The sequence below is a fragment of the Streptococcus mitis genome (genome assembly GCF_003942775.1).
GTDB lineage: Bacteria > Bacillota > Bacilli > Lactobacillales > Streptococcaceae > Streptococcus > Streptococcus mitis_CN.
The window spans coordinates 19481-45970 of the sequence record NZ_RJNX01000003.1; the positions used below are offsets into that span (position 1 = coordinate 19481).

29 protein-coding genes and 3 riboswitches are annotated in these 26490 nt (G+C 40.5%); of the genes, 23 read left to right on the forward strand and 6 right to left on the reverse strand.

Annotated features, from left to right (window positions below; translation table 11 throughout):
- Positions 1 to 72: 72 nt before the first annotated feature.
- The 3 genes from D8848_RS04535 (at position 73) to D8848_RS04545 (ending at position 1003) form a co-directional block, all read left to right on the forward strand.
- Positions 73 to 303: a YqgQ family protein gene (locus D8848_RS04535; protein WP_001808324.1), complete on the forward strand. Its 231-nt coding sequence runs from the start codon at positions 73 to 75 to the stop codon at positions 301 to 303.
- The gene (locus D8848_RS04540; protein WP_000259256.1) at positions 303 to 683 is read left to right on the forward strand and encodes a rhodanese-like domain-containing protein; all 381 of its coding nucleotides are present in this window, start codon (positions 303 to 305) and stop codon (positions 681 to 683) included. The genes D8848_RS04535 and D8848_RS04540 overlap by 1 nt, the downstream gene beginning before the upstream one ends.
- Positions 684 to 769: 86 nt before the next feature.
- Positions 770 to 1003: a DUF4190 domain-containing protein gene (locus tag D8848_RS04545; protein WP_125443023.1), complete on the forward strand. Its 234-nt coding sequence runs from the start codon at positions 770 to 772 to the stop codon at positions 1001 to 1003.
- 41 nt (positions 1004 to 1044) lie between these two features.
- Here D8848_RS04545 and D8848_RS04550 read toward each other — a convergent pair whose 3' ends face one another.
- A complete protein-coding gene (locus D8848_RS04550; protein ID WP_125443024.1) occupies positions 1045 to 1770 on the reverse strand; it encodes a 16S rRNA pseudouridine(516) synthase in 726 nt (241 codons plus the stop codon).
- A 161-nt stretch (positions 1771 to 1931) separates the two neighbouring features.
- On the opposite strand from D8848_RS04550, the gene typA reads away from it, so the two are divergent.
- The 9 genes from typA (at position 1932) to pyrE (ending at position 12459) form a co-directional block, all read left to right on the forward strand.
- Positions 1932 to 3773: a translational GTPase TypA gene (gene typA / locus D8848_RS04555; RefSeq protein ID WP_000164111.1), complete on the forward strand. Its 1842-nt coding sequence runs from the start codon at positions 1932 to 1934 to the stop codon at positions 3771 to 3773.
- Positions 3774 to 3792: 19 nt separating this feature from the next.
- Entirely contained in the window at positions 3793 to 4047 is a 255-nt protein-coding gene (locus D8848_RS04560; RefSeq protein WP_084928194.1) for a DUF3165 family protein, read from the forward strand.
- 368 nt (positions 4048 to 4415) lie between these two features.
- Positions 4416 to 6437, forward strand: coding sequence for a bacteriocin-associated integral membrane family protein (locus D8848_RS04565; protein WP_125443025.1), 2022 nt, complete (start codon positions 4416 to 4418; stop codon positions 6435 to 6437).
- Between the two features lies 1 nt (position 6438).
- On the forward strand, positions 6439 to 7080 hold the full coding sequence (locus tag D8848_RS04570; RefSeq protein ID WP_000571287.1) for an ABC transporter ATP-binding protein: 642 nt from the start codon (positions 6439 to 6441) through the stop codon (positions 7078 to 7080).
- Between the two features lie 103 nt (positions 7081 to 7183).
- A complete protein-coding gene (gene murD / locus D8848_RS04575; RefSeq protein WP_125443026.1) occupies positions 7184 to 8536 on the forward strand; it encodes a UDP-N-acetylmuramoyl-L-alanine--D-glutamate ligase in 1353 nt (450 codons plus the stop codon).
- A 1-nt stretch (position 8537) separates the two neighbouring features.
- Entirely contained in the window at positions 8538 to 9596 is a 1059-nt protein-coding gene (locus D8848_RS04580; RefSeq protein WP_125443027.1) for a UDP-N-acetylglucosamine--N-acetylmuramyl-(pentapeptide) pyrophosphoryl-undecaprenol N-acetylglucosamine transferase, read from the forward strand.
- A gap of 9 nt (positions 9597 to 9605) precedes the next feature.
- Positions 9606 to 10859, forward strand: a complete 1254-nt coding sequence (locus D8848_RS04585) for a cell division protein FtsQ/DivIB (protein ID WP_125443028.1) — start codon at positions 9606 to 9608, stop codon at positions 10857 to 10859.
- A 233-nt stretch (positions 10860 to 11092) separates the two neighbouring features.
- Complete coding sequence (gene pyrF / locus D8848_RS04590; protein WP_125443029.1) at positions 11093 to 11794, forward strand: orotidine-5'-phosphate decarboxylase; 702 nt, start codon at positions 11093 to 11095, stop codon at positions 11792 to 11794.
- Between the two features lie 32 nt (positions 11795 to 11826).
- Entirely contained in the window at positions 11827 to 12459 is a 633-nt protein-coding gene (gene pyrE, locus D8848_RS04595; protein ID WP_125443030.1) for an orotate phosphoribosyltransferase, read from the forward strand.
- A gap of 131 nt (positions 12460 to 12590) precedes the next feature.
- Here the strand turns inward: pyrE and D8848_RS04600 are convergent, their stop codons facing one another.
- The 4 genes from D8848_RS04600 to D8848_RS04615 are packed head-to-tail and all read right to left on the reverse strand — an operon-like array spanning position 12591 to position 15545.
- Positions 12591 to 13457 carry a cysteine ABC transporter substrate-binding protein gene (locus tag D8848_RS04600; protein WP_084929752.1) on the reverse strand — a complete coding sequence of 289 codons (867 nt, stop codon included), beginning with the start codon at positions 13455 to 13457 and terminating at the stop codon, positions 12591 to 12593.
- Between the two features lie 11 nt (positions 13458 to 13468).
- A complete protein-coding gene (locus D8848_RS04605) occupies positions 13469 to 14227 on the reverse strand; it encodes an amino acid ABC transporter ATP-binding protein (RefSeq protein ID WP_084929753.1) in 759 nt (252 codons plus the stop codon).
- Positions 14228 to 14905 (reverse strand): amino acid ABC transporter permease, encoded by a 678-nt coding sequence (locus D8848_RS04610; protein ID WP_045611976.1) that lies wholly within the window; start codon positions 14903 to 14905, stop codon positions 14228 to 14230. It abuts the gene before it with no gap.
- Entirely contained in the window at positions 14865 to 15545 is a 681-nt protein-coding gene (locus D8848_RS04615) for an amino acid ABC transporter permease (RefSeq protein WP_045611974.1), read from the reverse strand. Before D8848_RS04615 ends, D8848_RS04610 begins: the two co-directional genes overlap by 41 nt.
- Positions 15546 to 15760: 215 nt before the next feature.
- On the opposite strand from D8848_RS04615, the gene lctO reads away from it, so the two are divergent.
- The 11 genes from lctO (at position 15761) to thiE (D8848_RS04670) (ending at position 25290) form a co-directional block, all read left to right on the forward strand.
- A complete protein-coding gene (gene lctO / locus D8848_RS04620; protein WP_000120723.1) occupies positions 15761 to 16897 on the forward strand; it encodes an L-lactate oxidase in 1137 nt (378 codons plus the stop codon).
- A 161-nt stretch (positions 16898 to 17058) separates the two neighbouring features.
- Positions 17059 to 17147: riboswitch (TPP riboswitch) on the forward strand.
- Positions 17148 to 17363: 216 nt separating this feature from the next.
- Entirely contained in the window at positions 17364 to 18032 is a 669-nt protein-coding gene (locus D8848_RS04625) for a TenA family protein (RefSeq protein ID WP_045611973.1), read from the forward strand.
- A gap of 128 nt (positions 18033 to 18160) precedes the next feature.
- Positions 18161 to 18943, forward strand: coding sequence for a hydroxyethylthiazole kinase (thiM, locus tag D8848_RS04630; protein WP_185756851.1), 783 nt, complete (start codon positions 18161 to 18163; stop codon positions 18941 to 18943).
- Between the two features lies 1 nt (position 18944).
- Positions 18945 to 19574 carry a thiamine phosphate synthase gene (gene thiE / locus D8848_RS04635; RefSeq protein WP_125393657.1) on the forward strand — a complete coding sequence of 210 codons (630 nt, stop codon included), beginning with the start codon at positions 18945 to 18947 and terminating at the stop codon, positions 19572 to 19574.
- A 213-nt stretch (positions 19575 to 19787) separates the two neighbouring features.
- A riboswitch (TPP riboswitch) is annotated at positions 19788 to 19876 on the forward strand.
- 155 nt (positions 19877 to 20031) lie between these two features.
- A complete protein-coding gene (locus tag D8848_RS04640; RefSeq protein WP_000915275.1) occupies positions 20032 to 20592 on the forward strand; it encodes an ECF transporter S component in 561 nt (186 codons plus the stop codon).
- Positions 20593 to 21978 carry an ATP-binding cassette domain-containing protein gene (locus tag D8848_RS04645; protein ID WP_125443032.1) on the forward strand — a complete coding sequence of 462 codons (1386 nt, stop codon included), beginning with the start codon at positions 20593 to 20595 and terminating at the stop codon, positions 21976 to 21978.
- A 1-nt stretch (position 21979) separates the two neighbouring features.
- Positions 21980 to 22630, forward strand: coding sequence for an energy-coupling factor transporter transmembrane component T (locus tag D8848_RS04650; protein WP_125443033.1), 651 nt, complete (start codon positions 21980 to 21982; stop codon positions 22628 to 22630).
- Between the two features lie 10 nt (positions 22631 to 22640).
- A complete protein-coding gene (gene tenA, locus D8848_RS04655) occupies positions 22641 to 23333 on the forward strand; it encodes a thiaminase II (RefSeq protein WP_125443034.1) in 693 nt (230 codons plus the stop codon).
- A gap of 4 nt (positions 23334 to 23337) precedes the next feature.
- Positions 23338 to 23862: an energy coupling factor transporter S component ThiW gene (gene thiW, locus D8848_RS04660; protein ID WP_125443035.1), complete on the forward strand. Its 525-nt coding sequence runs from the start codon at positions 23338 to 23340 to the stop codon at positions 23860 to 23862.
- The gene (thiM, locus tag D8848_RS04665) at positions 23862 to 24665 is read left to right on the forward strand and encodes a hydroxyethylthiazole kinase (protein WP_049544386.1); all 804 of its coding nucleotides are present in this window, start codon (positions 23862 to 23864) and stop codon (positions 24663 to 24665) included. The genes thiW and thiM (D8848_RS04665) overlap by 1 nt, the downstream gene beginning before the upstream one ends.
- On the forward strand, positions 24658 to 25290 hold the full coding sequence (thiE, locus tag D8848_RS04670) for a thiamine phosphate synthase (protein WP_049544388.1): 633 nt from the start codon (positions 24658 to 24660) through the stop codon (positions 25288 to 25290). Before thiM (D8848_RS04665) ends, thiE (D8848_RS04670) begins: the two co-directional genes overlap by 8 nt.
- Positions 25291 to 25450: 160 nt before the next feature.
- Here the strand turns inward: thiE (D8848_RS04670) and thiD are convergent, their stop codons facing one another.
- On the reverse strand, positions 25451 to 26242 hold the full coding sequence (thiD, locus tag D8848_RS04680) for a bifunctional hydroxymethylpyrimidine kinase/phosphomethylpyrimidine kinase (protein ID WP_125443036.1): 792 nt from the start codon (positions 26240 to 26242) through the stop codon (positions 25451 to 25453).
- Between the two features lie 83 nt (positions 26243 to 26325).
- Positions 26326 to 26423, reverse strand: a riboswitch (TPP riboswitch).
- Positions 26424 to 26490: the final 67 nt, after the last annotated feature.

Here is a 26490-nt window from a genome sequence, read left to right on the forward strand (position 1 = left end):
ATGCAGCTTTTTTAATTTCTGCGATACTTCTTGTGTGGTCTCTTCTTGAAAAAAACACAAAATTTTGCTAGAATGAGTCTTATGAAAACATTCTATGATGTGCAGCAATTCCTCAAACGATTTGGTATTATTGTTTATATGGGAAAACGCTTATATGATATTGAACTGATGAAGTTGGAACTCTCTCGGATTTACGATGCAGGGTTGATGGATAAACTAGACTATCTAGAAGCAGAAGCGGTTCTACGCAGAGAGCACAAGGTAGAATTGGATTATATTGAGAAAAATGGAGAAAAGAACTAATGGTTACTTGGATTTTGTGGGCACTTATACTAGCAATGTTGGCGTGGATGGGTTTTAACTATCTTCGTATTCGCCGTGCGGCTAAAATTGTAGACAATGAGGAGTTTGAAGCCTTGATTCGTACGGGTCAATTGATTGATTTGCGTGATCCAGCAGAATTCCACAGAAAACATATTCTTGGGGCTCGCAATATTCCTTCAAGTCAGTTGAAAACTAGTCTTGCAGCCCTTCGTAAGGATAAACCTGTCCTTCTCTACGAAAACCAACGTGCGCAGCGTGTTACAAATGCAGCCCTTTACTTGAAAAAACAAGGTTTTTCTGAGATTTATATCCTTTCTTATGGTTTGGATTCTTGGAAAGGGAAAGTGAAGACTAGCTAATCTTATTTCCAAATTAGTCGAATGATAGATAAAGCTAGCATTTTATGGGATCATCATTTATATTAATTTTAAGGAGATTTTATAATATGAATTCACAACAAAAGAAAAAACCTTCACTTATTTTAGGTATCTTATCTATCGTCCTTGGTTTGCTTTCTCCAATAGTGGGTCTGATTTTGGGGATCATAGGATTGGTTTTGGCTTTTTCATACCAAAAAGAATCTGGACTGGACTATAAAACAGAAAAAATTCTCAACATCGTAGGACTTGTAGTTTCTGTTCTTAACTGGATTCTAACAATCGCAGTAGTTTTTAGATAAGCAAAAAACAAAAAAGCTTTAAATTTAAAGCTTTTTTTATTTTATCGACTCATCTCTAAGTAGTTTTTTATGATTTCCAATTCCTCTGGATTCAAGGGACGGTATTGATTTTCTGCTAGTTCTGGGTCTAATGTAAACTCACCGAACTGAATTCGTTTGAGGGACGTTACCTTGACACCAACTGAGAGGAACATTTTTTTCACCTGATGAAATTTCCCCTCTGAAATGGTAATAGAGGCTTGACTGTGGGAAGGACTTGCAGATAGAATTTCTAGGCTTGCAGGTTTACAGATAGTACTATCTAAAAAGACAATTCCTTTTTGAAAGGCTTGGATATGGTCAGGTGTCAGAAGTCCATTAACCTCAACATGATAAGTTTTATCGACATGATACTGAGGATGAAGGAGTTGAAAGCCCAAAGGGCCGTTATCGGTTAAAAGGAGAAGGCCCGTCGTATCTCGGTCCAGTCGACCGACGGCATAGAGCTTGTCAGACTGGATGTCAGGTGACAGGAGATCCATAACAGTTGGAAGTTCCTTGTCTTTATTGGCTGTCACGACACCAGCAGGTTTATGAAGCATCAGATAGGTGTGCTCATAGCCTTGAATGATTCGGTCCTGAAAAAGGAGTTCTTGTAGTCCTGTATCGATATTCTGAGCTAGGGAGCGGGCTGGGCAACCATCAACTAGAATTTCCCCTTTGAGTAAGGCTTGTTTCATGGTCTTTCGGCTGATTTTTTCTTGGGCTAATAAATTATCTAAACGCATACTGTGCCTATCTTATCATAAGTTGTATACTTTGAAAAGGCTTGACGTGAAAAGAAAAGCAGAGTGAAAACATTTACACTTGCTTGAGTTATGTTATTTACTTGAAAATATGGTATAATCGTTCAGTTAGAAAATAAATTTTGAATACTATAGAGGAAATCATGACAAAATTAAGAGAAGATATCCGTAACATTGCGATTATCGCCCACGTTGACCACGGTAAAACAACCCTCGTTGACGAATTATTGAAACAATCAGAAACGCTTGATGCACGTACTGAATTGGCTGAGCGTGCTATGGACTCAAACGATATTGAAAAAGAGCGTGGAATTACCATCCTTGCTAAAAATACAGCCGTTGCCTACAACGGAACTCGTATCAATATCATGGACACACCAGGACACGCGGACTTCGGTGGGGAAGTTGAGCGTATCATGAAAATGGTTGATGGTGTTGTCTTGGTCGTAGATGCCTACGAAGGAACAATGCCACAAACTCGTTTCGTATTGAAAAAAGCCTTAGAACAAGACCTTGTCCCAATCGTGGTTGTTAACAAAATCGATAAACCATCAGCTCGTCCAGCAGAAGTAGTGGACGAAGTCTTGGAGCTTTTCATCGAGCTTGGTGCAGATGATGATCAGCTTGATTTCCCAGTGGTCTATGCTTCAGCTATCAACGGAACTTCTTCATTGTCAGATGATCCAGCTGACCAAGAAGCTACTATGGCGCCAATCTTTGACACAATTATCGACCACATCCCAGCTCCAGTAGATAACTCAGATGAGCCTTTGCAATTCCAAGTATCACTTTTGGACTACAACGACTTCGTTGGACGTATCGGTATCGGTCGTGTCTTCCGTGGTACTGTTAAGGTTGGGGACCAAGTTACCCTTTCTAAACTTGATGGCACAACGAAGAACTTCCGTGTTACAAAACTCTTCGGTTTCTTTGGTTTGGAACGTCGTGAAATCCAAGAAGCAAAAGCAGGTGACTTGATTGCCGTTTCAGGTATGGAAGATATCTTTGTTGGTGAAACCATCACTCCGACAGACGCAGTTGAAGCTCTTCCAATCCTACACATCGATGAGCCAACTCTTCAAATGACTTTCTTGGTTAACAACTCACCATTTGCTGGTAAAGAAGGTAAATGGGTAACTTCTCGTAAGGTAGAAGAACGCTTGCAGGCCGAATTGCAAACAGACGTTTCCCTTCGTGTAGACCCAACTGATTCACCAGATAAATGGACTGTTTCAGGACGTGGAGAATTGCACTTGTCAATCCTTATCGAAACAATGCGCCGTGAGGGATATGAACTTCAAGTATCTCGTCCAGAAGTTATCGTAAAAGAAATCGATGGTGTTAAATGCGAACCATTTGAGCGTGTACAAATCGACACTCCAGAAGAATACCAAGGGTCTGTTATCCAAAGCCTTTCTGAACGTAAGGGTGAAATGTTGGATATGATTTCAACTGGTAATGGTCAAACTCGTTTGGTCTTCCTTGTTCCTGCGCGTGGTTTGATTGGATACTCAACTGAGTTCTTGTCAATGACTCGTGGTTACGGTATCATGAACCATACCTTTGACCAATACTTGCCATTGATTCCAGGTGAAATTGGTGGTCGTCACCGTGGTGCCCTTGTTTCTATCGATGCTGGTAAGGCTACAACTTACTCAATCATGTCTATCGAAGAACGTGGTACGATCTTTGTCAACCCAGGTACTGAGGTTTACGAAGGAATGATTATCGGTGAAAACTCTCGTGAAAATGACTTGACAGTTAACATCACTAAGGCGAAACAAATGACCAACGTCCGTTCAGCTACTAAGGACCAAACAGCTGTTATTAAGACGCCTCGTATCTTGACACTTGAAGAGTCTCTTGAATTCTTGAACGATGATGAGTACATGGAAGTAACGCCTGAGTCTATCCGTTTGCGTAAACAAATCCTTAACAAGGCAGAGCGTGAGAAAGCTAACAAGAAGAAAAAATCAGCTGAATAAGAGCTAGAAAGAGATAAAGATGGTTTATTTAATCATAGGACTCCTCTTATTACTACTCTATGTATTTGCGACACCAGAAAGCATTAAAGGGACAGTCAATATCGTCCTTGTCGTCTTTGCTTTTGTAGCACTCTTGATTTTGCTGATGTTGTCAGTTCTGCAAATCTTTCAGCTACCGACAGAATTCTTCATCGCAGTCGCTATGCTCTTCCTAGCATACTTTAGCTTGCGAGATATTACCCTCATGTCGGTCCATAAAAGTAAAAGAAGATAAAAAGAGAGTTTTGGCTCTCTTTTTTTGTAGAAATTTTACAATAGTTTGAATTGCCTTTTACTATAACATCATCTCTTTTGCTTGTAAAGTATGAAGGTGAAAACTGGAATAAAATCCGCTAATGTCATCTATTTTTTAGGAAATTGTAAAACTTCATTACTAATGATATCTTAGTAAAATATGTTGATAGATTATATAGAAAGTGATATACTTAAGTTAAAAGAAATCGTTTTCAAAACGAGGAAGGATTAAATTTGTTGTCTTGGTGCTCAGGGTGTAATGGATTAAACTAGGAAAATAATTCTAAGAATTTATAAAACATAAAATCTTTGTTCTATAGGGTTATTCTCTTGTACAAGGAGTCTACTATGAAGAAACTATTCATATTATTATCAACTTTTTTTCTCAGCTTTTTCTTTGCTTGGATTATTGTCTTACGTGCGCCACAATATTTATATGCAAGCTATGATTCCGTCTCCTTACTTCGTGTCAAAAAGGATACTCAGGAACCGACGCGTGAGGTATTTGAAAAGGAATTAGAGAATTTTGCAAACTCAGAACAGAGTTTAATAGCTAGAAGAATCGTAGAGCCGAGTAAGGATGGGTCGACTCACTTTACTTATGCAACTTATGGTCAGGGAACTTTACCAAAAGAATTCCAAGAAGCTAGCCAAGAAAGTCGTGAACGTAGTGACCCGCTAAATAGTTATCTCCTTTTGTCAGGCTCCTTGACGAAAGAAAAGCTTGCCGATAAATTAGGAGATTTGGGTTATAAAGCAATTCCTGACCGAAAGACACCGCCCTATTCTCTAGCTTTTAGAATGTTACTAATTCCCCTTATTTTAATTAGTTTAGCAATATTTGGCTTATCTTTCTTTGCTTTAGTGATTATCACTCGGATTAAGGAAATGAGAGCAGCAGGTATAAAACTCTTTTCTGGTCAGACTCTCTTATCCATCATGGGGCATTCTTTATCTACTGATATCAAATGGCTCCTTCTATCAGCCCTCCTTTCCTTCCTAGGTGGGGGAGTCGTTCTTTTTAGTCAAGGTTTGTTTTATCCTATCTTGTTAGCCACCTATGGTTTTGGGATTAGTTTCTATCTGTTGTTTTTATTGGCGATTTCAATTTTACTAATGCTTCTTTATCTAATGAGTTTGAGTTACAAAGCATTAGTTCCTGTTATTAAGGGGAGATTACCCCTTAAACGCTTGATGGCTTTAACCCTATTGTGTCAGTTGGTTGCTGTCTTTACAGTAGGCTACGCTGTTAAGACAGGTTTGACGTCTTACCAACGATTGAAAGAACTTGAAATTTCAAAACAAGCATGGCAGGATAGAGCAGACTATTATCAAATTTCTTTTGGCTTAGGTGATAGAGTAAAAGATACAGAAAATCAGAATAAGTGGTATGCCTTTGCCAAGGAAGCAATCGAAGAAGAACAAGCCCTTTATGTAAAGGATAATCTGTTCCATTTTGCCAATCCACAAGGAAAAAATGAACAGGGAGAGACACTGGATACCTATAGTCCAGATGCTAATACGCTCTATGTTAGTCCCAGTTATTTGGACAAGGAAAAGGTCGTAGTAGATGCTGAGACCAAACAGAAGTTAGCTCATCTCCAAAAAGGTGAATTTGGACTCTTATTACCAGAATCTCTTCGTTCACAGGAAGCAGAATTTAAGAAAGTTTTTGAAGAAAGTTTAAACTCTTATGGACAATCAAGTGAGGATAAAGACGCTCCTTTAGAGTATGAAATGAGAGCGATTGTTAGTTATCTTCCAACAGGAGAAAAGCGATTTGTTTATAATAACGGTGAAAATCCCGTATCCACTCAGTATTTGACTGATCCGATTTTAGTTGTATTCACGCCGACTTCTACAGGTGATAGTTTTATATCCTTATCTAGTTGGTCTATCAATGCTGGAAAACAACTCTTTATCAAAGGATATGAGAGTGGGCTAGAACTCTTGAAGAAAGCTGGAATTTATGAGCAAGTATCCTATCTTAAAGAAGGAAGAAGTGTTTATCTAACTCGTTATAATGAAGTTCAAACTGAAACAGCAACTTTAATCCTAGGAGCTATTGTTGGAATAGCTAGTTCCTTGTTACTCTTCTACTCTGTCAATCTTCTATATTTCGAGCAATTCCGCCGAGATATCTTGATTAAACGAATTTCAGGTTTACGATTTTTTGAAACACATGCTCAGTATATGGTTAGTCAATTTGCCAGTTTTGTATTTGGTGCTAGTCTCTTTATTTTACGTAGTAGAGACTTGGTAATTGGCTTGCTCACTTTATTAGTCTTTCTAGCTAGTGCAGTTTTGACGCTTTACCGTCAAGCGCAGAAAGAATCTCGTGTTTCTATGACAATTATGAAAGGAAAATAGGATGATTGAACTAAAGAATATATCTAAAAAATTTGGAAGCCGTCAGCTATTTTCAGATACAAATCTTCATTTTGAAGGTGGGAAAATTTATGCCTTAATAGGTACAAGTGGCTGTGGTAAGACAACACTCTTGAATATGATTGGACGATTAGAGCCATATGACAAAGGACAAATCATCTATGATGGTACTTCTCTTAAGGATATCAAGCCTTCTGTTTTCTTTAGAGATTACTTAGGATACCTATTTCAAGATTTTGGCTTAATTGAAAGCCAAACCGTCAAAGAGAATCTCAATCTGGGTTTAGTTGGCAAAAAGTTGAAAGAAAAAGAGAAAATGTCTTTGATGAAACAAGCTCTAAACCGTGTTAACCTCTCTTATTTAGATTTAAAGCAACCTATCTTTGAACTATCAGGAGGAGAAGCACAACGTGTTGCACTAGCGAAGATAATTTTAAAGGATCCACCTTTGATTCTCGCAGATGAACCAACTGCTTCCTTAGACCCCAAAAACTCTGAGGAATTACTTTCTATCCTAGAATCTTTAAAAAATCCGAATCGGACCATTATTATTGCGACCCACAATCCTCTTATTTGGGAACAAGTGGACCAAGTTATTCGAGTTACCGATTTATCACATAGATGATAAGGTAAAATTCAGTTAGAAGAAAGAGTCACAAACACACTTTGTGGCTTTTTTATTTCCATAAAAATGGTAAAATAGTAAGAGTAGAAATGGAGTTCGAGACATGAAAGTAATAGATCAATTTAAAAATAAGAAAGTCCTTGTTTTAGGTTTGGCCAAGTCTGGTGAATCTGCAGCTCGTTTGTTGGATAAGCTAGGCGCCATTGTGACAGTAAATGACGGGAAACCATTCGAGGACAATCCAGCAGCGCAAAGTTTGCTGGAAGAAGGGATCAAGGTCATCACAGGCGGTCATCCTTTGGAACTCTTGGATGAAGAGTTTGCCCTTATGGTGAAAAATCCAGGCATTCCCTACAGCAATCCTATGATTGAAAAGGCTTTGGCCAAGGGAATTCCAGTCTTGACTGAGGTGGAATTGGCTTATTTGATTTCAGAAGCACCGATTGTCGGTATTACAGGTTCAAATGGAAAAACAACTACAACAACTATGATTGGAGAAGTTTTGACTGCTGCTGGACAACATGGTCTTTTATCAGGGAATATCGGCTATCCAGCTAGTCAAGTGGCTCAAACTGCGTCAGATAAGGACACTCTTGTTATGGAACTTTCTTCTTTCCAACTCATGGGTGTTCAAGAATTCCATCCTGAGATTGCGGTTATTACCAACCTCATGCCAACTCATATCGATTATCATGGTTCTTTTGAGGAATATGTAGCAGCCAAGTGGAATATCCAGAACAAGATGACAACATCTGATTTCCTTGTCTTGAACTTTAACCAAGACTTGGCAAAAGACTTGGCTACTAAAACACAAGCTACCGTTGTACCATTCTCAACACAGGAAAAGGTTGATGGAGCTTATCTGGAAGATGGTCAACTCTACTTCCGTGGGGAAGTGGTCATGGCAGCGAATGAAATCGGAGTTCCAGGTAGTCACAATGTGGAAAATGCCCTTGCGACGATTGCTGTAGCCAAGCTTCGTGGTGTTGATAACCAAACCATCAAAGAAACTCTTTCAGCCTTTGGTGGTGTCAAACACCGTCTCCAATTTGTGGATGAAATCAAGGGTGTTAAATTTTATAACGACAGTAAGTCAACCAATATCTTGGCTACTCAAAAAGCCTTGTCAGGATTTGACAATAGCAAGGTCATTTTGATTGCAGGTGGTTTGGACCGTGGCAATGAGTTTGACGAATTGGTGCCAGATATTACTGGACTCAAGAAGATGGTCATCCTTGGTCAGTCTGCAGAACGTGTTAAACGGGCAGCAGACAAGGCTGGTGTGGCTTATGTGGATGCGACTGATATTGCAGATGCAACCCGCAAGGCCTACGAGCTTGCGACTCAAGGAGATGTGGTTCTTCTCAGTCCTGCCAATGCCAGCTGGGATATGTATGCTAACTTTGAAGTACGTGGCGACCTCTTTATCGACACAGTAGCGGAGTTAAAGGAATAATATGAAAAAAATTGTCTTTACAGGTGGGGGGACGGTTGGACACGTTACTCTCAACCTTTTGTTAATGCCTAAGTTCATCGAAGATGGCTGGGAAGTCCACTATATTGGGGACAAGCGTGGTATCGAACACCAAGAAATCCTCAAGTCAGGTCTAGATGTCACCTTCCATTCCATTGCGACTGGAAAATTGCGTCGTTATTTCTCTTGGCAAAATATGCTGGACGTCTTTAAAGTTGGATGGGGAATTGTCCAATCTCTCTTTATCATGTTGAGACTTCGTCCACAAGCACTTTTTTCAAAGGGAGGCTTTGTCTCTGTGCCACCTGTTATCGCAGCCCGTGTTTCAGGAGTTCCTGTCTTTATTCACGAATCTGACCTATCTATGGGCTTGGCCAATAAAATTGCCTATAAATTTGCGACGAAGATGTATTCAACCTTTGAGCAAGCTTCAAGTTTGTCTAAGGTCGAGCATGTGGGAGCAGTGACAAAGGTTTCAGACCAAAAAACTCCAGAACCAGATGAATTGGTAGATATTCAAACCCACTTTAATCCTAAATTGCCAACTGTATTGTTTGTCGGTGGTTCTGCAGGAGCTCGCGTCTTTAACCAATTGGTGACAGACCATAAGAAAGAACTGACAGAGCGCTACAATATTATCAATCTAACTGGAGATTCTAGTCTGAACGAGTTGAGCCAAAATCTCTTTCGTGTTGACTATGTGACCAATCTCTATCAACCTTTGATGGAATTAGCTGATATTGTTGTGACACGTGGTGGTGCCAATACGATTTTTGAGCTCTTGGCCATGGCAAAATTGCATGTCATTGTACCACTTGGTCGGGAAGCTAGTCGTGGTGACCAGATAGAAAATGCGGCTTACTTTGTTAAGAAAGGCTATGCAGAAGAGCTTCAAGAAAGCGATTTGACCTTGGATAGTTTGGAAGAGAAGATTTCTCACTTACTAAGCCACAAGGAAGACTACCAAGCTAAGATGAAGGCTTCTAAGGAATTGAAATCTCTAGCAGATTTTTATGAATTATTGAAAAAAGATTTATCATAAGGAAAGTAAATGTCAAAAGATAAGAAAAATGAGGGCAAAGAAATCCTCGAAGAATTTAAAGAGTTATCAGAATGGCAGAAACGAAACCAAGAATATCTAAAAAAGAAGGCTGAAGAAGAGGCAGCCCTAGCTGAGGAGAAGGAAAAAGAAAGACAAGCTCGAATGGCTTCTAAATCTGAAAAGTCAGATGAAACTGAAGACAAAGAGAGTGAGCCTGAACCAAAAGACCCAGAATCAGCTAAAGAAGAGTCTGAAGAAAAAGTAGAAAAGTCAGAAGACGTCAAAAAAGAAGTAGCCAAAGAAGAACAAAAATCCAAAGAGCCAAAGAAACAGAATAAACAGGATAAAAAAATAGAGAAAAAGCCTGTAAAGGAAAAACCGGCTAAACCGAAAATTCCAGGAGTTCATATCTGGCGGGCTATCTCGATCTTGTTTCTAAGTCTACTTTTATTGGTCGTCTCTGCCTACTTGCTCAGTCCTTATGCGACCATGAAGGATATTCGTGTTGAGGGAACGGTGCAAACTACAGCTGATGATATTCGACAGGCTTCAGGCATTCAGGATTCGGATTATACGATTAACCTGCTGCTAGACAAGGCAAAATATGAAGAACAGATCAAGTCTAACTATTGGGTTGAATCAGCTCAGCTTGTCTATCAATTTCCAACCAAGTTTACTATCAAGGTTAAGGAATATGATATTGTTGCCTACTATGTTTCTGGTGAAAATCATTATCCTATTCTTTCCAGTGGGAAGGTGGAGACCAGTGCTGTAAGTTTGGTGAGTCTGCCAGAAATGTATTTGTCAGTTCTCTTTAATGATAGCGAACAAATCAAGACCTTTACCTCAGAACTTTCTCAAATTAGCCCCGAACTCAAGGCTGCTATCCAAAAGGTGGAATTAGCCCCAAGCAAGGTGACTTCAGATTTAATTCGATTGACCATGAATGATTCGGACGAAGTCTTGGTTCCCCTTTCTGAAATGAGTAAGAAACTGCCATATTACAGTAAGATTAAGCCACAATTGTCAGAACCGAGTGTGATTGACATGGAAGCTGGAATTTACAGTTACACAGTGGCGGATAAATTAATTATGGAGGCTGAGGAAAAAGCCAAACAAGAGGCTAAGGAAGCTGAGAAGAAACAAAAAGAGGAAGAGAAGAAAAGACTGGAAGAACAGCAGAATAAACTAGAAGAGGAAAGGAAAAAGCTGGAGGAAGAGGGCAATCAAAACCAAACGACCCGACGTTCATCGCGCCGCTAGGCTTTATCTTTTCTCTCATAGTTCTTTAGTGACCATGTTTTTACTTGACAAGTGCTAGTAGAAATAATAGAATAGTAAAAAACCTTTAAAGCAGTCCAGAGAGGCAGCTAAGGTTAGACGGTGAAAGGGTGGAGACTACCCATTTTTCGTGGAACCTTGCTGTTGGCAGGTTCCTTTTTTCGTGTCTTCTTGTGGCCAGACTCTCTCACTAGCAAAGGTAAAAGGAGAAACCTATGCGAGAACATCGTCCAGTCATTGCTCTTGATTTTCCTAGTTTTGAGGCGGTCAAGGAATTCTTAGCTCTTTTTCCAGAGGAAGAAAGCCTTTATCTAAAGGTAGGGATGGAGCTTTATTACGCAACGGGGCCTGAGATTGTGTCTTACTTGAAAGGCCTGGGGCACAGTGTCTTTTTGGATCTCAAGTTGCATGACATTCCCAATACAGTCAAATCAGCTATGAAGGTCTTGTCTCAGCTTGGTGTGGATATGACCAATGTTCATGCAGCTGGTGGTGTAGAGATGATGAAGGCGGCGCGTGAAGGTCTTGGAAGTCAAGCCAAATTGATCGCAGTCACGCAACTCACATCAACATCAGAAGCTCAGATGCAGGAGTTTCAAAATATCCAAACAAGCCTGCAAGAGTCTGTGATCCACTATGCCAAGAAGACAGCTGAAGCTGGCTTGGATGGAGTCGTTTGCTCGGCTCAGGAAGTTCAACTCATCAAGCAGGCCACCAAACCAGATTTTATCTGTCTGACACCAGGCATTCGTCCTCAGGGAGCTGCTGTTGGAGACCAAAAACGCGTGATGACGCCAGCAGATGCCTATCAAATCGGTAGTGACTATATCGTAGTGGGACGTCCCATTACTCAAGCTGAGGATCCTGTTGCAGCTTATTATGCCATCAAGGATGAATGGACACAGAACTGGAATTAAAGAATAGATTATAAAAATAAAAGGAGAATACCATGACACTTGCTAAAGATATCGCTAGCCACCTCTTGACAATTCAAGCCGTTTACCTCAAACCAGAGGAGCCTTTCACTTGGGCATCTGGTATCAAGTCACCCATTTATACGGATAACCGTGTAACTCTTGCCTATCCAGAAACTCGTACTCTCATTGAAAATGGTTTTGTAGATGCTATCAAAGAAGCCTTTCCAGAGGTTGAAGTGATTGCAGGAACTGCGACAGCTGGGATTCCACACGGAGCTATTATTGCTGATAAGATGAATTTGCCATTTGCCTACATCCGTAGCAAACCAAAAGACCATGGAGCTGGTAACCAAATCGAAGGTCGGGTAAATCAAGGTCAAAAAATGGTAGTGGTTGAAGATCTTATTTCAACAGGTGGTTCTGTTCTTGAAGCAGTAGCAGCTGCTAAACGAGAAGGAGCAGATGTGCTTGGAGTTGTAGCGATTTTCAGCTACCAATTGCCAAAAGCAGACAAAAACTTTGCAGATGCTGGTGTTAAGCTGTTAACACTTTCTAACTACAGTGAACTCATTCACCTAGCTCAAGAAGAAGGTTACATCACACCAGAAGGCTTAGATCTCCTAAAACGATTTAAAGAAGACCAAGAAAATTGGCAAAACGCCTAAAACATAGAAAATCAGGTAGTCACTAGGATTACCTGATTTCTTTTTGTGATGTTATTGGATCTTATACTCAATGAAAATCAAATATAATCCAAGGTGAAGCTGATGTGGTTTGAAGAGATTTTCGAAGAGTATTAGTCAACTTTTCCACCTTCAACAACTAGGTCATCTGCTTTAGCAGCGTCACCGTAGGTTGGGTGGAGTGTTTTTTCATAGGCCTTGTGGAAGAAGTTTTCTTTGCCTAATTTTTCAATATCTTTATTGATGAAGTCTAGCAATTCTTGGTTGCCTTTTTGAACTGCTGCTGCGATGGTATCTGGATCACCGAGGGAAGTAATTCCAACTTCAAAGCCTTTATTTTCAAGCGCCCAAGCTAGGACTTCAGTATTGTCAGTTGAAAAGGCATCTCCACGTCCGTCAAGAAGGGCTTGGTAGGCATCGCTATATTGGTCGTATTTTTGGAGTTTTACTTCTGGGTGATTTTTCTCAAAATAAGTTTCAGCGGTCGTTCCTTTTGTAACAATCAAGGTTTTGCCTTCTAATTGTTTGACATCTGTAATGAGACCGGTCTTAGGCGATACGACTCCAAGAGAAACTTTCATATATGGAAGGGCAAAATCAACTTGTTTCTTGCGTTCGTCAGTCACTGTAAAGTTGGCAAGAGTAATATCTACCTTGTTTGAAATCAAGTATTCAGCACGGTTGGCAGCGTCGACTGAAACGTATTTAACCTTTACCCCAAGGTCTTGTGCCAGTTGGTTCCCAAGTTCAATATCGTAACCTTGGTAAGAACCGTCATTGTCAACGTAACCAAACGGTTTTTTATCTCCAAACACGGCGACTCGTAGCTCACCGCTTTTTTTGATTTCATCGATTGTGCGAGCCTTGGCAGTGGTTTTACCTGACGATGCACCACCATTTCCACCTGAGCTACAAGCTGTGACAAAGATAAGGGCAAAGGCAAGTGCCAAAACAGTTAAGAGTGGTTTGAATAGTTTCATAAGAATCTCCTTTATAGATATGAGCCAAATTGGCTAAAGTCAAAGACGTTTAAAAATTCCTGGGCTCGTTTGGTTTGCGGATTGGTAAAGAAGGCTTGAGCAGTTCCTTCTTCAGCGATTTTCCCTTGGTCTAGGAAGATAATGCGATCTGCAATGGCTTGGGCAAACTGCATTTCATGGGTTACTAGAATCATGGTACGGCCTTCTTGAGCCAAGTCATTGATAAGTTCCAGAACCTCACGTACCATTTCTGGATCCAGCGAAGCAGTCACTTCATCAAAGAGGATAATTTCTGGATGCATGAGCAGGGCACGGACAATTGCAACCCGTTGCTTCTGTCCACCAGATAATTGACGCGCAAAGCTATGTTGTTTGTCTAGTAAACCGACACGCTCCAGTAGTTGCAGAGCTTCTTCCATTACTTCCTTCTTGTCTCTCCCCTGAGCCTTGATAGGGCCTAGGATGAGGTTTTGTAGGACATCCAGATGGGGAAAGAGTTCATAGCTTTGAAAGACCATGCCAATCTTTTGGCGAACTAGGTGAAAATCTTTTTTATTTTCAACGATAGACTGACCATCCAGCAGGATATCTCCACCTTGAATACTTTCTAAGCCATTGAGGCAACGAAGGAGGGTACTTTTCCCACAACCAGATGGTCCTAGGATAACAACAACTTCCCCTTTTTTGATTTCTAGAGAAAGTCCTTGGAGGATGGGATTGTCTCCGAAGGATTTTTTTAGTTCCTTGATTTCTAAGATAGTTTCAGACATTTAGTTCCTCCAATGTTTTTCTAAGTGAGTGGATAGTTTGGAAATAGGAAAGCAGACTGCGAAATATAAGACTAGAATGGTTCCATAAATCCAAAAGGAAGCAGTTGGGATGGTCAGGCGATTGCTATCGATGATTTGTTGTCCAACCTTTGTAACCTCAACAACCCCTATCAAAACAACCAAGGAAGTGGTTTTAATCATCCGAGTAACCAGATTGATAGCCTGCGGTAGCAATCTTCTCAAGACCTGTGGGATGATGATGTGGTAGTAAAGCTGAACGTTTGTCAAACCTAGTGCCTGTCCACTTTCAAACTGATGCTTAGGGAGGGAAGTGATGGCTCCACGGACCAAGTCCCCCATTTCAGCTGTTCCCCAGAGGGTGAAAACGATAATAGCAGAAGTCTCACCTGAGATATTGATATTAAAGTTTCGAGCCAAGCCAAAGTAAACGATGAAGAGTAGCACCAGTTGGGGCATGATACGGATGAATTCCAGATACAATCGTGTTAAAAATCGTATGATTCTAGAATGGGAGGTCATGATGATTCCCATGACTGTCCCGAATATCATGGATAAGAGGACAGATAGGATGGATATCCCAATCGTAACGCTCAATCCCTGTAAGATTCTCAGGAGATTATTTCCCTGAAAGAGTACTTGGATTCCCGAATCCTGCATGGCGGAGCCTCCTTTCTATCCAGCTAAAGACCAGTGAGATGGGGAGCAACATGATAAGGTAAGCAACTACCAACATAGTTAGCGCAATGTCTGTCTCATAATAGAGTCCAATCAAGTCCTTGGCGACGTACATGAGGTCGGCCAAAGCTACTGCTGAGAAAACAGAGGTTTCCTTGATGAGGAAAATGACATTGGCACTAAAAGACGGTAGGGCCACCGCTGTTGCTTGCGGAAGAACTACATAGCGAAAGACCTGCACAGGTGTCAGACCGATTGCTAATCCAATCTCCTGCTGGGTTTGACTGACGGCTTCCAGCCCACTTCGGAAAGATTCTGCCATATAGGAGCCTCCTAAAAAGACCAGTCCTAAAGCGGCACAGACTTCTGAAGATAGGACAATCCCTATTTGGGGAAGTCCGAAGTAGAGAAAGAAGAGTTGAATCAAAAGGGGCGTATTACGTGACAATTCAATATAGGCTGTCGCTACTTGCGCCAAAACAGGGATTCGATAATGTCGGATGATACTAACGATTAAACCGAGCAGAAAGGATCCCAGAATTCCCCAAACTGCAATATGCAAGGTTAGAAAGAATGCCTTTTGATATAGTGGTAGATATTGTTCAACAATGGACCAATCCAAAAATAGAACCTCCCATCTAGAAATAATACAGTTATTGTAGCACTTAAAATCTTCTTTGGATAATATCTATTTTTTATTGCCGTTATAAGGATTTTTTATCATAGACATAAAATTTCTGAAATTTACAAACAAAATATTTGAAAAGTTTTGAAAAAAGAGTTAAGATATTTTTGTAATATACAAAGTAAACGCTTACTTATTAAGGAGGGCATTTTATGTCATACAAAACAAGCAATGCAGAAGGTCATGTAGATTTCATTAATACCTATGATTTGGAGCCAATGGCGCAACAAGTTATTCCGAAAGCAGCCTTTGGCTATATCGCTAGTGGGGCGGAAGATACTTTCACTTTACGTGAGAATATTCGTGCCTTTAACCACAAACTCATCGTTCCTCATACACTTTGCAATGTAGAAAATCCAAGTACAGAGATTGAATTTGCAGGCGAAAAATTGTCTTCACCAATCATTATGGCACCTGTTGCGGCTCATAAATTGGCAAATGAACAGGGTGAAGTGGCTACTGCGCGTGGTGTGCATGAGTTTGGTTCCCTCTATACAACCAGCTCTTACTCTACTGTAGACCTTCCAGAAATTACGGAAGCCCTTCAAGGGACACCACATTGGTTCCAGTTTTACTTTAGTAAAGATGACGGAATCAATCGCCACATCATGGACCGTGTCAAGGCTGAAGGTTATAAGGCGATTGTATTGACTGCAGATGCAACTGTAGGGGGCAATCGTGAGGTTGATAAGCGTAATGGTTTTGTCTTCCCAGTTGGCATGCCGATTGTTGAAGAATACCTGCCAGAAGGTGCTGGAAAATCAATGGACTTTGTTTACAAATCAGCTAAACAACGCTTGTCTCCACGTGATGTAGAATTTATCGCTGAATACTCAGGACTTCCTGTTTATGTCAAGGGACCACAGTGCCGTGAGGACGTTGAACGTTCGCTTGCTGCGGGAGCATCTGGTATCTGGGTAACCAACCACGGTGGACGCCAAATCGACGGTGGACCAGCTGCCTTTGACTCACTTCAAGAAGTAGCAGAAGCAGTTGACAAACGCGTACCAATCGTCTTTGACTCAGGTATTCGTCGTGGTCAACACGTCTTTAAAGCTTTGGCTTCAGGAGCAGACTTGGTAGCTATTGGCCGCCCTGTTATCTATGGCTTGGCCCTTGGTGGTAGTGTCGGTGTACGCCAAGTCTTTGAACACTTGAATGCAGAATTGAAGACAGTTATGCAGTTATCTGGAACTCAGACCATTGAAGATGTCAAACACTTCAAACTCCGTCACAACCCATACAACCCAACCTTCCCAGTTGACCCACGCGACTTAAAATTGTATTGATAAAAAGATTGCCTCCACTGAATGTGGAGGTTTTTGTTTGTATTTTGAACGTTTTGTTTTAATAAAGGGAAATCGTATCAAAATCTATATAAATATATTTTTCAGTCAAATATCTTGCTAGGGCTTTCATTTTTTGCTATACTGGTGCAGTAATTAAATAATAAAGACATTTGGGGTGCTTTAAGCTGAGATGATACCCATTGAACCTGATACAGTTAAGACTGGCGAAGGGAAATGTGAACAGTTTTTTTCGTATAGCGAAATGAACGATCTAATCTTGTAAGTCAACTCTAATTCTCGATTGTAATTGGAGTTTTTTTGTTTATACAAACTGGATAGGCTTGTTTAGGTAGCTCTCTGCAAATGCCCTCGATGTTCTTTAAAAGTATCAGGTGGAATTACGATTTTGCTTGGTATCTCTTGATATTTTATTGATTACTAAGGAGTAAAGAAAGGAAAAATAAATATGGAAACACAAGACTATGCATTTGAGTCAGGTTTGACCGTTGGAGAATTATTAAAAAGCAGTCAGAAGGATTGGCAGGCTGCAATCAATCATCGTTTTGTTAAGGAACTTTTTGCGGGGACAATTGAGAATAAGGTCTTAAAAGACTACCTAATTCAAGATTATCACTTCTTTGATGCCTTCTTATCCATGCTGGGTGCCTGCGTAGCCCACGCAGACCAGCTTGAATCCAAGCTTCGTTTTGCCAAGCAACTAGGCTTTCTTGAAGCAGATGAAGACGGTTATTTCCAGAAGGCTTTCAAAGAGTTAAAAGTATCTGAGAATGATTATCTGGAAGTGACCTTGCATCCTGTAACAAAAGCCTTTCAGGATCTAATGTATTCGGCAGTGGATTCATCAAACTATGCCCATCTTTTGGTCATGCTGGTCATTGCAGAAGGTCTCTATTTAGACTGGGGTTCTAAAGATTTGGCTCTACCTGAAGCCTACATTCATTCGGAATGGATTAATCTCCACAGAGGTCCTTTCTTTGCAGAGTGGGTTCAATTTCTGGTTGATGAACTCAATCGTGTTGGGAAAGGTCTAGAAGATTTGACAGAACTTCAGCAACGCTGGAACCAAGCAGTCGCTTTAGAATTAGCCTTTTTTGATATTGGCTATGACGCCTAGTGAAGGTTTAGGATATTTACAAATTTGATGAGGTAAATCATTCAATGTAAATGAAAAAATTTCTTAACGAAAGATAGAAATAAATCGAAATCAGTAGATCGTATAAAGTGAAAAGGAAGGATTTCAATATGACAAGTTTAAAATTATTAAAAGAAAAAGCACCTTTGATCATTTGCATAACCAACGATGTAGTAAAAAATTTCACAGCAAATGGATTAGTAGCACTGGGTGCATCACCAGCCATGAGTGAGTTTCCAGCAGATTTAGAGGATTTGTTAAAGTATGCTGGTGGTTTATTAATAAACATAGGAACATTGACAGATGAAAATTGGAAATTATACCAAGCTGCTCTGAAAATTGCAGAGAAATATAATGTCCCAGCAGTTTTAGATCCTGTAGCCTGTGGAGCAGGAGAATATAGAAAAAAAGTAGCAGATGATCTAATCAATAATTACAAACTGGCAGCGATTAGGGGAAATGCTGGCGAGATTGCCTCTTTAGTAGGAATAAATGTGGCATCTAAAGGAGTAGATAGTGCGGGCGTATATAATATTGATGAAATTGCTCTAGCTGCAAACGCTAAGTTTCATATTCCAATAGTAGTAACAGGTGAAGTGGATGCTATTGCGGTTAATGGAGAAGTGGTAACGATTCATAATGGTAGTGCCATGATGCCAAAAGTTATTGGGACTGGATGCTTATTAGGTGCTGTAGTAGCAAGCTTTATCGGGCTTGAAAAAGGTCAAGAATTGAAATCATTAGAAACAGCAATGTTGGTTTACAATATCGCTGGAGAAATGGCAGAAAAACGTCCAAATGGACATCTTCCTGGAACATTTAAAGTTGAATTTATAAATGCCTTATACGAGATTACAGATGAAGATGTAAAGGAATTCAAAAGAGTGAAGTAAAATGTTTCATAAAGAATTACTAAAACTATATTTTATTTGTGGAACGACTACTTGCCAAGGAAAAGATCTATATGCAGTCGTTGAGGAAGCCTTAAAAGGTGGTATAACCTTATTTCAATTCCGTGAAAAAGGTGAGGGAGCCCTGGAAGGTAAAGAAAAAGTCGAATTAGCAATTAAACTACAGGCTCTTTGTAAAAAATATAATGTTCCATTTATCGTTAATGATGATATTGAGTTAGCATTGGAAATAGATGCTGATGGCGTACATGTAGGACAGGATGACCTTGGAGTTGATGAAATTAGAAAATTGATGCCAGATAAAATAATTGGTCTTTCTATAAAAAACGAGGAAGAATTTCAACAATCAAAAGTTGAATATGTAGATTATGTCGGTGTTGGTCCTGTATTTGATACCCAGTCAAAAGATGATGCTGGTGGTGCTATAGGTTATGAAGGTCTTAAATTGATGAGAAAACTATTGCCACAAATGCCCTTAGTTGCAATTGGTGGGATACAGACGAAACATATTAAAGACATTATGAAGACCAATGTTGACGGTGTTTCAATCATTTCAGCAATATCGTATGCAAAAAATATAGAAAAAACTGTTCGGGAAATGAGTGAACAATAGCTATCAATTTTTCCTTGTATTCTGATGGAGTAGGATTTTCTTTTTTCTAAAAAGCTATGCCCAGATTTAGCTCAAATGGCTAATCTATCAAACAAGACATTTGTTTTTTGAAAACGAAAGACTTACTATTTTTGTGAGTGCAAGGCTGTATTTCCAGTTCAATTTCTTGAACTAGAATAAATCATTTGTTAAAATAATTATATAATTAAATAATAAAGACATTTGGGGTGCTTTAGGCTGAGATGATACCCATTGAACCTGATACAGTTAAGACTGGCGAAGGGAAATGTGAAATGGTTTTGTATTTATAGAAACTAACCATCTAATCTTGTAAGCTGAACTCTAATTCCTATCTGTAATTAGAGTTTTTTCTTTTACGAAACTGGATGAAGATGATACAAAGCATTTAGGTAGCTCACCTTGAATACCCCACTTTTCTTTAAAAAAGGAGTTTTTTATGTTGAAAAAATGGCAGTTAAAAGATGTTATCTTACTTGCTTTCTTGTCTATCTTTTTTGGTGGCGTTTTTGTGGGTTCAGGTTATCTGTTTGATATCCTCACCCTGATTTTAGCACCTCTTGGTTTACAGGCCTTTGCCAATGAAATTCTCTTTGGTCTCTGGTGTATGGCTGCCCCTATTGCTGCCATTTTTGTTCCAAGAGTCGGAAGTGCAACGATTGGAGAAGTGCTAGCTGCGCTTGCTGAAGTCCTTTATGGTAGCCAATTCGGTCTAGGTGCCCTTTTGTCTGGCTTGGTTCAAGGTTTGGGAAGTGAACTTGGTTTTATCGTAACCAAGAATCGCTATGAAAGTTGGCTCTCTCTAACTGCCAATAGTATTGGAATTACGCTTGTTAGCTTTGTCTATGAATACATTAAGTTAGGTTACTACGCCTTCTCCCTTCCTTTTGTGCTTTCCTTGCTTGTGGTGCGCTTTATTTCCGTCTTTTTCTTCTGTACTATCTTGGTTCGTGCCATTGTCAAACTCTATCATCAGTTTGCAGCTGGAGGAAAGGCATAGATGGGGCTGGAACTACGAGCGATTCAGTCCCTAATCTTCTCTGAGCCGATTGATTTTACTTTTCATGCGCAAGCCTTTACCTTGTTAGTTGGGAGCAGTGGTTCAGGAAAATCTAGCCTCTTTCAAATGATCGCCCAAGTCAGTTCTCTTCCCTATAGCGGTCAAGTCCTGATAAATGGGAGCGAGTTCAGTCAGCTTTCTATCATCGAACGTGTCCAGACGGTTGGTATCCTCTTTCAAAATCCCAATCATCAATTTACTATGGAGAACTTGTTTGAGGAGCTGATTTTTACCCTGGAAAATATCGGCCATCCTGTTCAAGAGATTGATTCTAAAATAGCAGAGGTTGTCCAGCAATGTCGCTGCGAGACAATCTTGCACCGTCCCATTCATCACTTATCAGGTGGGGAAAAGCAAAAGGCTGCTTTGGCTGTTCTCTTTGCTATGAATCCTAGGGTCTATCTCTTGGATGAGCCCTTCGCTTCCATTGACCGCAAGAGTAGGATAGAGATATTGGAGATTCTAAAAGAGTTGGTTTCTGATGGGAAGACAGTCATCCTGTGCGACCATGATTTATCTGATTTTGAAGCCTATATCGACCATATGGTGGAGCTAAGAGACGGACAACTAAGGGAAATAAATCAAATTCCTTCCTCTGAGATGACACGGGTTTCTTCAAAGGGAGTTGCTTCTAGCCCAGAACTATTCCATATGGACCGTGTGACTTGTGAGCTGGATAAGCGCTCCCTCTTTTCAATTGCTGATTTCACATTTTACCAAGGAATTTCCTGTATCTTGGGTGACAATGGTGTCGGGAAATCAACCCTCTTTCGCTCCATTCTTCAATTTCAAAAGTATAAGGGGCGCATTATCTGGAAGGGGACAGTTCTGAAAAAGAAAAAGAGTTTGTATCGTGACCTGACGGGTGTTGTTCAGGAAGCTGAAAAGCAGTTTATCAGAGCCAGTCTGCGAGAAGAACTTAAATTAGATGGACCTGATTCTGAAAGAAATCAGCGGATACTCAAAGCTTTGCGATATTTTGATCTGGAGCAGGCAGTCGATAAGAGTCCTTATCAATTAAGTGGTGGTCAGCAAAAGATTCTTCAGCTCTTGACCATCTTGACCAGCAAGGCTTCTGTGATTTTACTAGATGAACCTTTTGCTGGTTTGGATGATAGAGTCTGCCGTTATTTTTGTCAGTGGATTGTGGAGGACAGAAATCAAGGAAGAAGTTTTCTGATCATTAGCCATCGTTTAGATCCCTTGATCTCTGTGGTTGATTATTGGATTGAGATGACTAGTCAGGGTCTCAGTCATGTGAAAAAAGTGACAATTACCAAACCACTCACATCTCAGAGTAGCAATACTCAAGGGGAGGTGAGATAGTATGGTCAAAGTAGCAACCCAGACACCGATTATCAGTCTCTTCTTGCTGATTTTATCCTTGGAAACATCTTTCATTCCTTCGATTGCTCTTAATCTCTCGGTAGTCGCATTTTGTATTCTCTTTATGCTCTATTACCGTCGATTTAAGATGTTGGCTTGGATGATTCTACTCGCCATTTTGCCATCTTTGGCCAACTACTGGGCAGTTCAGTTACACGGAGATGCTTCGCAGGCAGTCATGCTTGGAACGAGGGCCTTTGTGACGGTTTGTATCGGCCTTGTTTTTGTTTCGTCTATTTCCCTAAAAGAGCTTCTCTTGTACTTGGCTCAAAAGGGGTTATCACGGTCTTGGGCTTATGCCTTGATTGTGGTATTCAATTCCTTCCCCCTTATTCAGCAAGAAATCAAGTCCCTCAAGGAAGCTTGCTTATTACGCGATCAAGAACTGCATTTTTGGTCTCCCTTGATTTACAGCAAGGTTCTGATGACGGTCTTTAGATGGCGCCATCTTTACCTGAGAGCCCTGTCGGCGCATGGATATGACGAACATGCACAGGTGGAGAATCGCTATCGGACTTTTTATATTCCTCAAAGGACAATATTCATCTACCTGCTGTTCTTTTTATTGCTTCAAATCAGTCTATTTTTATAAAGGAGTTATTATGGAATTTACAGATATTGCGATGGAATTATCCAAGGAAGCTTGGCAGGCTTCCTTTCATCACCCCTTTGTTTTACAGTTACAAGAGGGAAATTTAGACCCGTCCGTCTTTCGCTATTACTTGATTCAGGATGCCTACTATTTGAAGGCCTTCTCAGAAGCCTATCACCTCTTGGCTGATAAGACTTCAAACCAAGAGATGAAAAGACTCTTGAAACAAAATGCTCAGAGTCTAGTGGAGGGTGAGTTATTTATCCGCCAACAATTTTTCAAGGAATTGGAAATCAGCGACCAGGAAATGGAGCAACATCCAATCGCTCCAACCTGCTATCATTATATCTCTCACATTTATCGGCAATTTGCAGAAGCAAATCTAGCCATTGCTTTTGCGAGCTTGCTTCCGTGCCCATGGTTGTACCATGATATAGGCAAGGAACTCAATCTTAAACCATCACCAAATCCTCTCTACCAACAATGGATTGAAACTTATATTACGGATGAGTTGGAGCAGCAGATCAGAGAGGAGGGAGCGCTGGTCAATCAACTCTATCGAGAAAGTGACGAGACAGACAGGAAAAAAATGCTAGATGCCTTCCACATCAGTGTTCATATGGAAGCTAAGTTTTGGGAAATGGCCTACCAACACCAGACATGGAAGAGCGATTTACAGTCTTTAGACACAGGAGAAGAATAGAAACATGAGAAAGCACCAATTACAAGTTCACAAATTAACCATTTTATCCATGATGATTGCCCTTGATGTAGTTCTTACGCCTATCTTTCGGATTGAGGGAATGGCACCGATGTCCAGTGTAGTCAATATTCTAGCAGGAATCATGATGGGGCCTGTTTATGCTTTGGTGATGGCTACAGTGACAGCCTTTATCCGTATGACGACTCAAGGGATTCCGCCTTTAGCTCTCACAGGAGCGACTTTTGGAGCCCTTCTTGCAGGTCTCTTCTATAAGTATGGTCGAAAATTTCACTATTCTGCCCTAGGAGAAATCTTGGGAACAGGTATTATTGGTTCTATTGTTTCCTATCCTGTTATGGTACTCTTTACAGGATCGGCCGCTAAGCTTAGCTGGTTTATCTACACTCCTCGATTTTTCGGAGCAACCTTGATTGGTACAGCGATTTCCTTTATTGCCTTTCGATTTTTAATCAAGCAGGAATTCTTTAAAAAAGTGCAAGGATATTTCTTTGCTGAAAGGATAGACTGATGCAAGCATTGACAAATCCTTTTCCTATAGGCTATAGTTCCCTAATTCACTGTATTACCAATGAGATTTCTTGTGAGATGCTAGCAAATGGGATTTTGGCTCTGGGATGTAAACCAGTTATGGCAGATGATCCCCGTGAGGTTCTTGATTTTACTAAGCAAAGCCAGGCACTCTTCATCAATTTGGGGCACTTCTCAGCTGAGAAGGAAAAAGCAATCCGTATAGCAGCTTCTTATGCAGCTCAAGTTTCTCTTCCAATGGTAGTAGATGCGGTTGGCGTAACAGCTTCAGTCATTCGGAAGACTTTAGTTAGAGACCTTTTAGACTATAGACCTACGGTCCTTAAAGGAAACATGTCAGAAATCCGAAGTCTTGTTGGCTTAAAACACCACGGGGTTGGGGTCGATGCGAGTGCTAAAGATCAAGAAACTGAGGATTTACTTCAAGTTTTGAAAGACTGGTGTCAGACCTATCCAGGTATGTCATTCTTAGTCACAGGCCCCAAGGACCTCATCGTTTCGAAGAATCAGGTCGCTGTACTGGGAAATGGCTGTGCAGAATTAGACTGGATAACAGGGACAGGAGACTTGGTTGGAGCCTTGACAGCTGTTTTTCTCAGCCAAGGAAAGACTGCCTTTGAAGCTTCTTGCCTAGCGGTTTCTTATCTTAATATTTCTGCTGAGAGAATAGTTGTTCAAGGAATGGGATTGGAAGAATTTCGTTACCAAGTACTCAATCAGCTTTCGCTCCTCAAAAGAGATGAAAATTGGCTAGATGCCATCAAAGGAGACATTTATGAATAGAGAAGCACTTAGACTGTATCTGGTAACCAACCGCTACCAAGATTCCTTGGAAAGTTTTCTTGAAAAGATTGAGAGGGCTTGCCGTTCAGGGGTTACCATAGTCCAATTACGAGAAAAAAATCTCACAACCAATCAATATTATCAACTGGCAAAAGAAGTCAAGGAAATAACAGATGCCTATCAGGTACCCCTGATAATCGATGATCGTTTGGATGTTTGTCTTGCGGTTGATGCTGCTGGTCTGCATATCGGAGACGATGAACTACCAGTTTCGGTTGCCCGACAAGTCTTGGGCCCTGACAAAATCCTCGGTGTTACAGCTAAAACTGTAAAAAGAGCTCTCGAGGCAGAAGAAGGAGGGGCGAATTACTTGGGGACAGGAGCCATTTTCCCGACTACGACCAAGGAAAATGCGCCTATCACCCTGATTTCAACCTTGAAGACAATTTGCCAAAGGGTCGCTATTCCAGTAGTTGCTATCGGAGGCTTGACATCAGAGAATATTGACCAACTTATCGGCACTGGCATAGCTGGTGTAGCTGTAGTGCGTGATTTGATGCAGGCAGAAGATATAGAGGCAAAAACTCAAGCCTTTTTGACAAAGTTGGATGACATTATTTTCTAATTAATACTCAATGAAAATCAAAGAGCAAACTAGGAAGCTAGTCGCAGGTTGCTCAAAGCACTGCTTTGAGGTTGCAGATAAAGCTGACATAGTTTGAAGAGATTTTCTAAGAATATAAAAACTCTCTAATTCCCTTAAAGTGGGAACTAGAGAGTTTTTTTTAATCTTTAAAGCTTGTATGGTTGACTGGGCCAGAACCATGACCGAGTTGAGGGGCGTCTTGGATGGCTTTCGTGATAAAGGCCTTGGCTTTATTGACTGCTTGATAGATGGTTTTCCCCTTGGCTAGTTCAGCAGTAATCACTGCAGCAAAGGTACATCCAGTACCATGTGTATGACAGGTTTGAATTCGTGGACTTTCCCAGATAAATTGGTCATCCTTGGTAAAGAGGAAATCCTTAGCACCGCCTTCGAGATGCCCACCTTTGATGACCACAGACTGAGGACCAAATTCTTTTAAAATCAGGCGACCAGCACGCTGCATGTCTTCAGGATCATGGATTGAAAAACCAACAATCTCTTCTGCCTCAGGAAGATTCGGAGTGATAATGGTTGCAAGGGGAAGCAGATTTGTTTTTAGGTAGTCTCTGGCACTGGAATCAATCAGAGTGTCTCCACTAGTAGCGACCATAACAGGATCAAGGACGTAGGGACAATCCAGCTTTTTAAGATAGGGCTGGATGATTTCCATGATTTCAGTAGTTGCCAACATTCCAGTTTTTACAGCCTGAGGTGGAATATCCGAAAAGACACTGTCCAATTGGGCTTTCAACATTTGAGGAGAAACGTGCTCGATTAATTGAACGCCTCTGGTATTTTGAGCGACAAGGCTGGTCACAACGGCCATTCCATAGACATCTCTAGCTTGGAACGACTTTAAATCAGCCATAATGCCAGCACCACCACTAGGGTCAGTCCCTGCAATGGTCAAAGCAACGGGTAAATAAGTCATCTAAAACCTCCCAACCAACTGAAGTTTGTATTCTTAAGAACAAGCTAGTTTGTTTCAGGAAGGCAATAGAAGACTGCTAGTCCCCATTATCATTTCCACTTCCATCAGCTAGCATTACCTAGATTGAGTCAAAGGGTCTAACAGTCGTTAATCTCAGCTTTACGCACCCCTAGTGGTTGTTTTCTTTTTTCTTTAGTATAGCATATTTTTATTGTTTATATAGTAATATTTGACTGGAAATCCTTTAT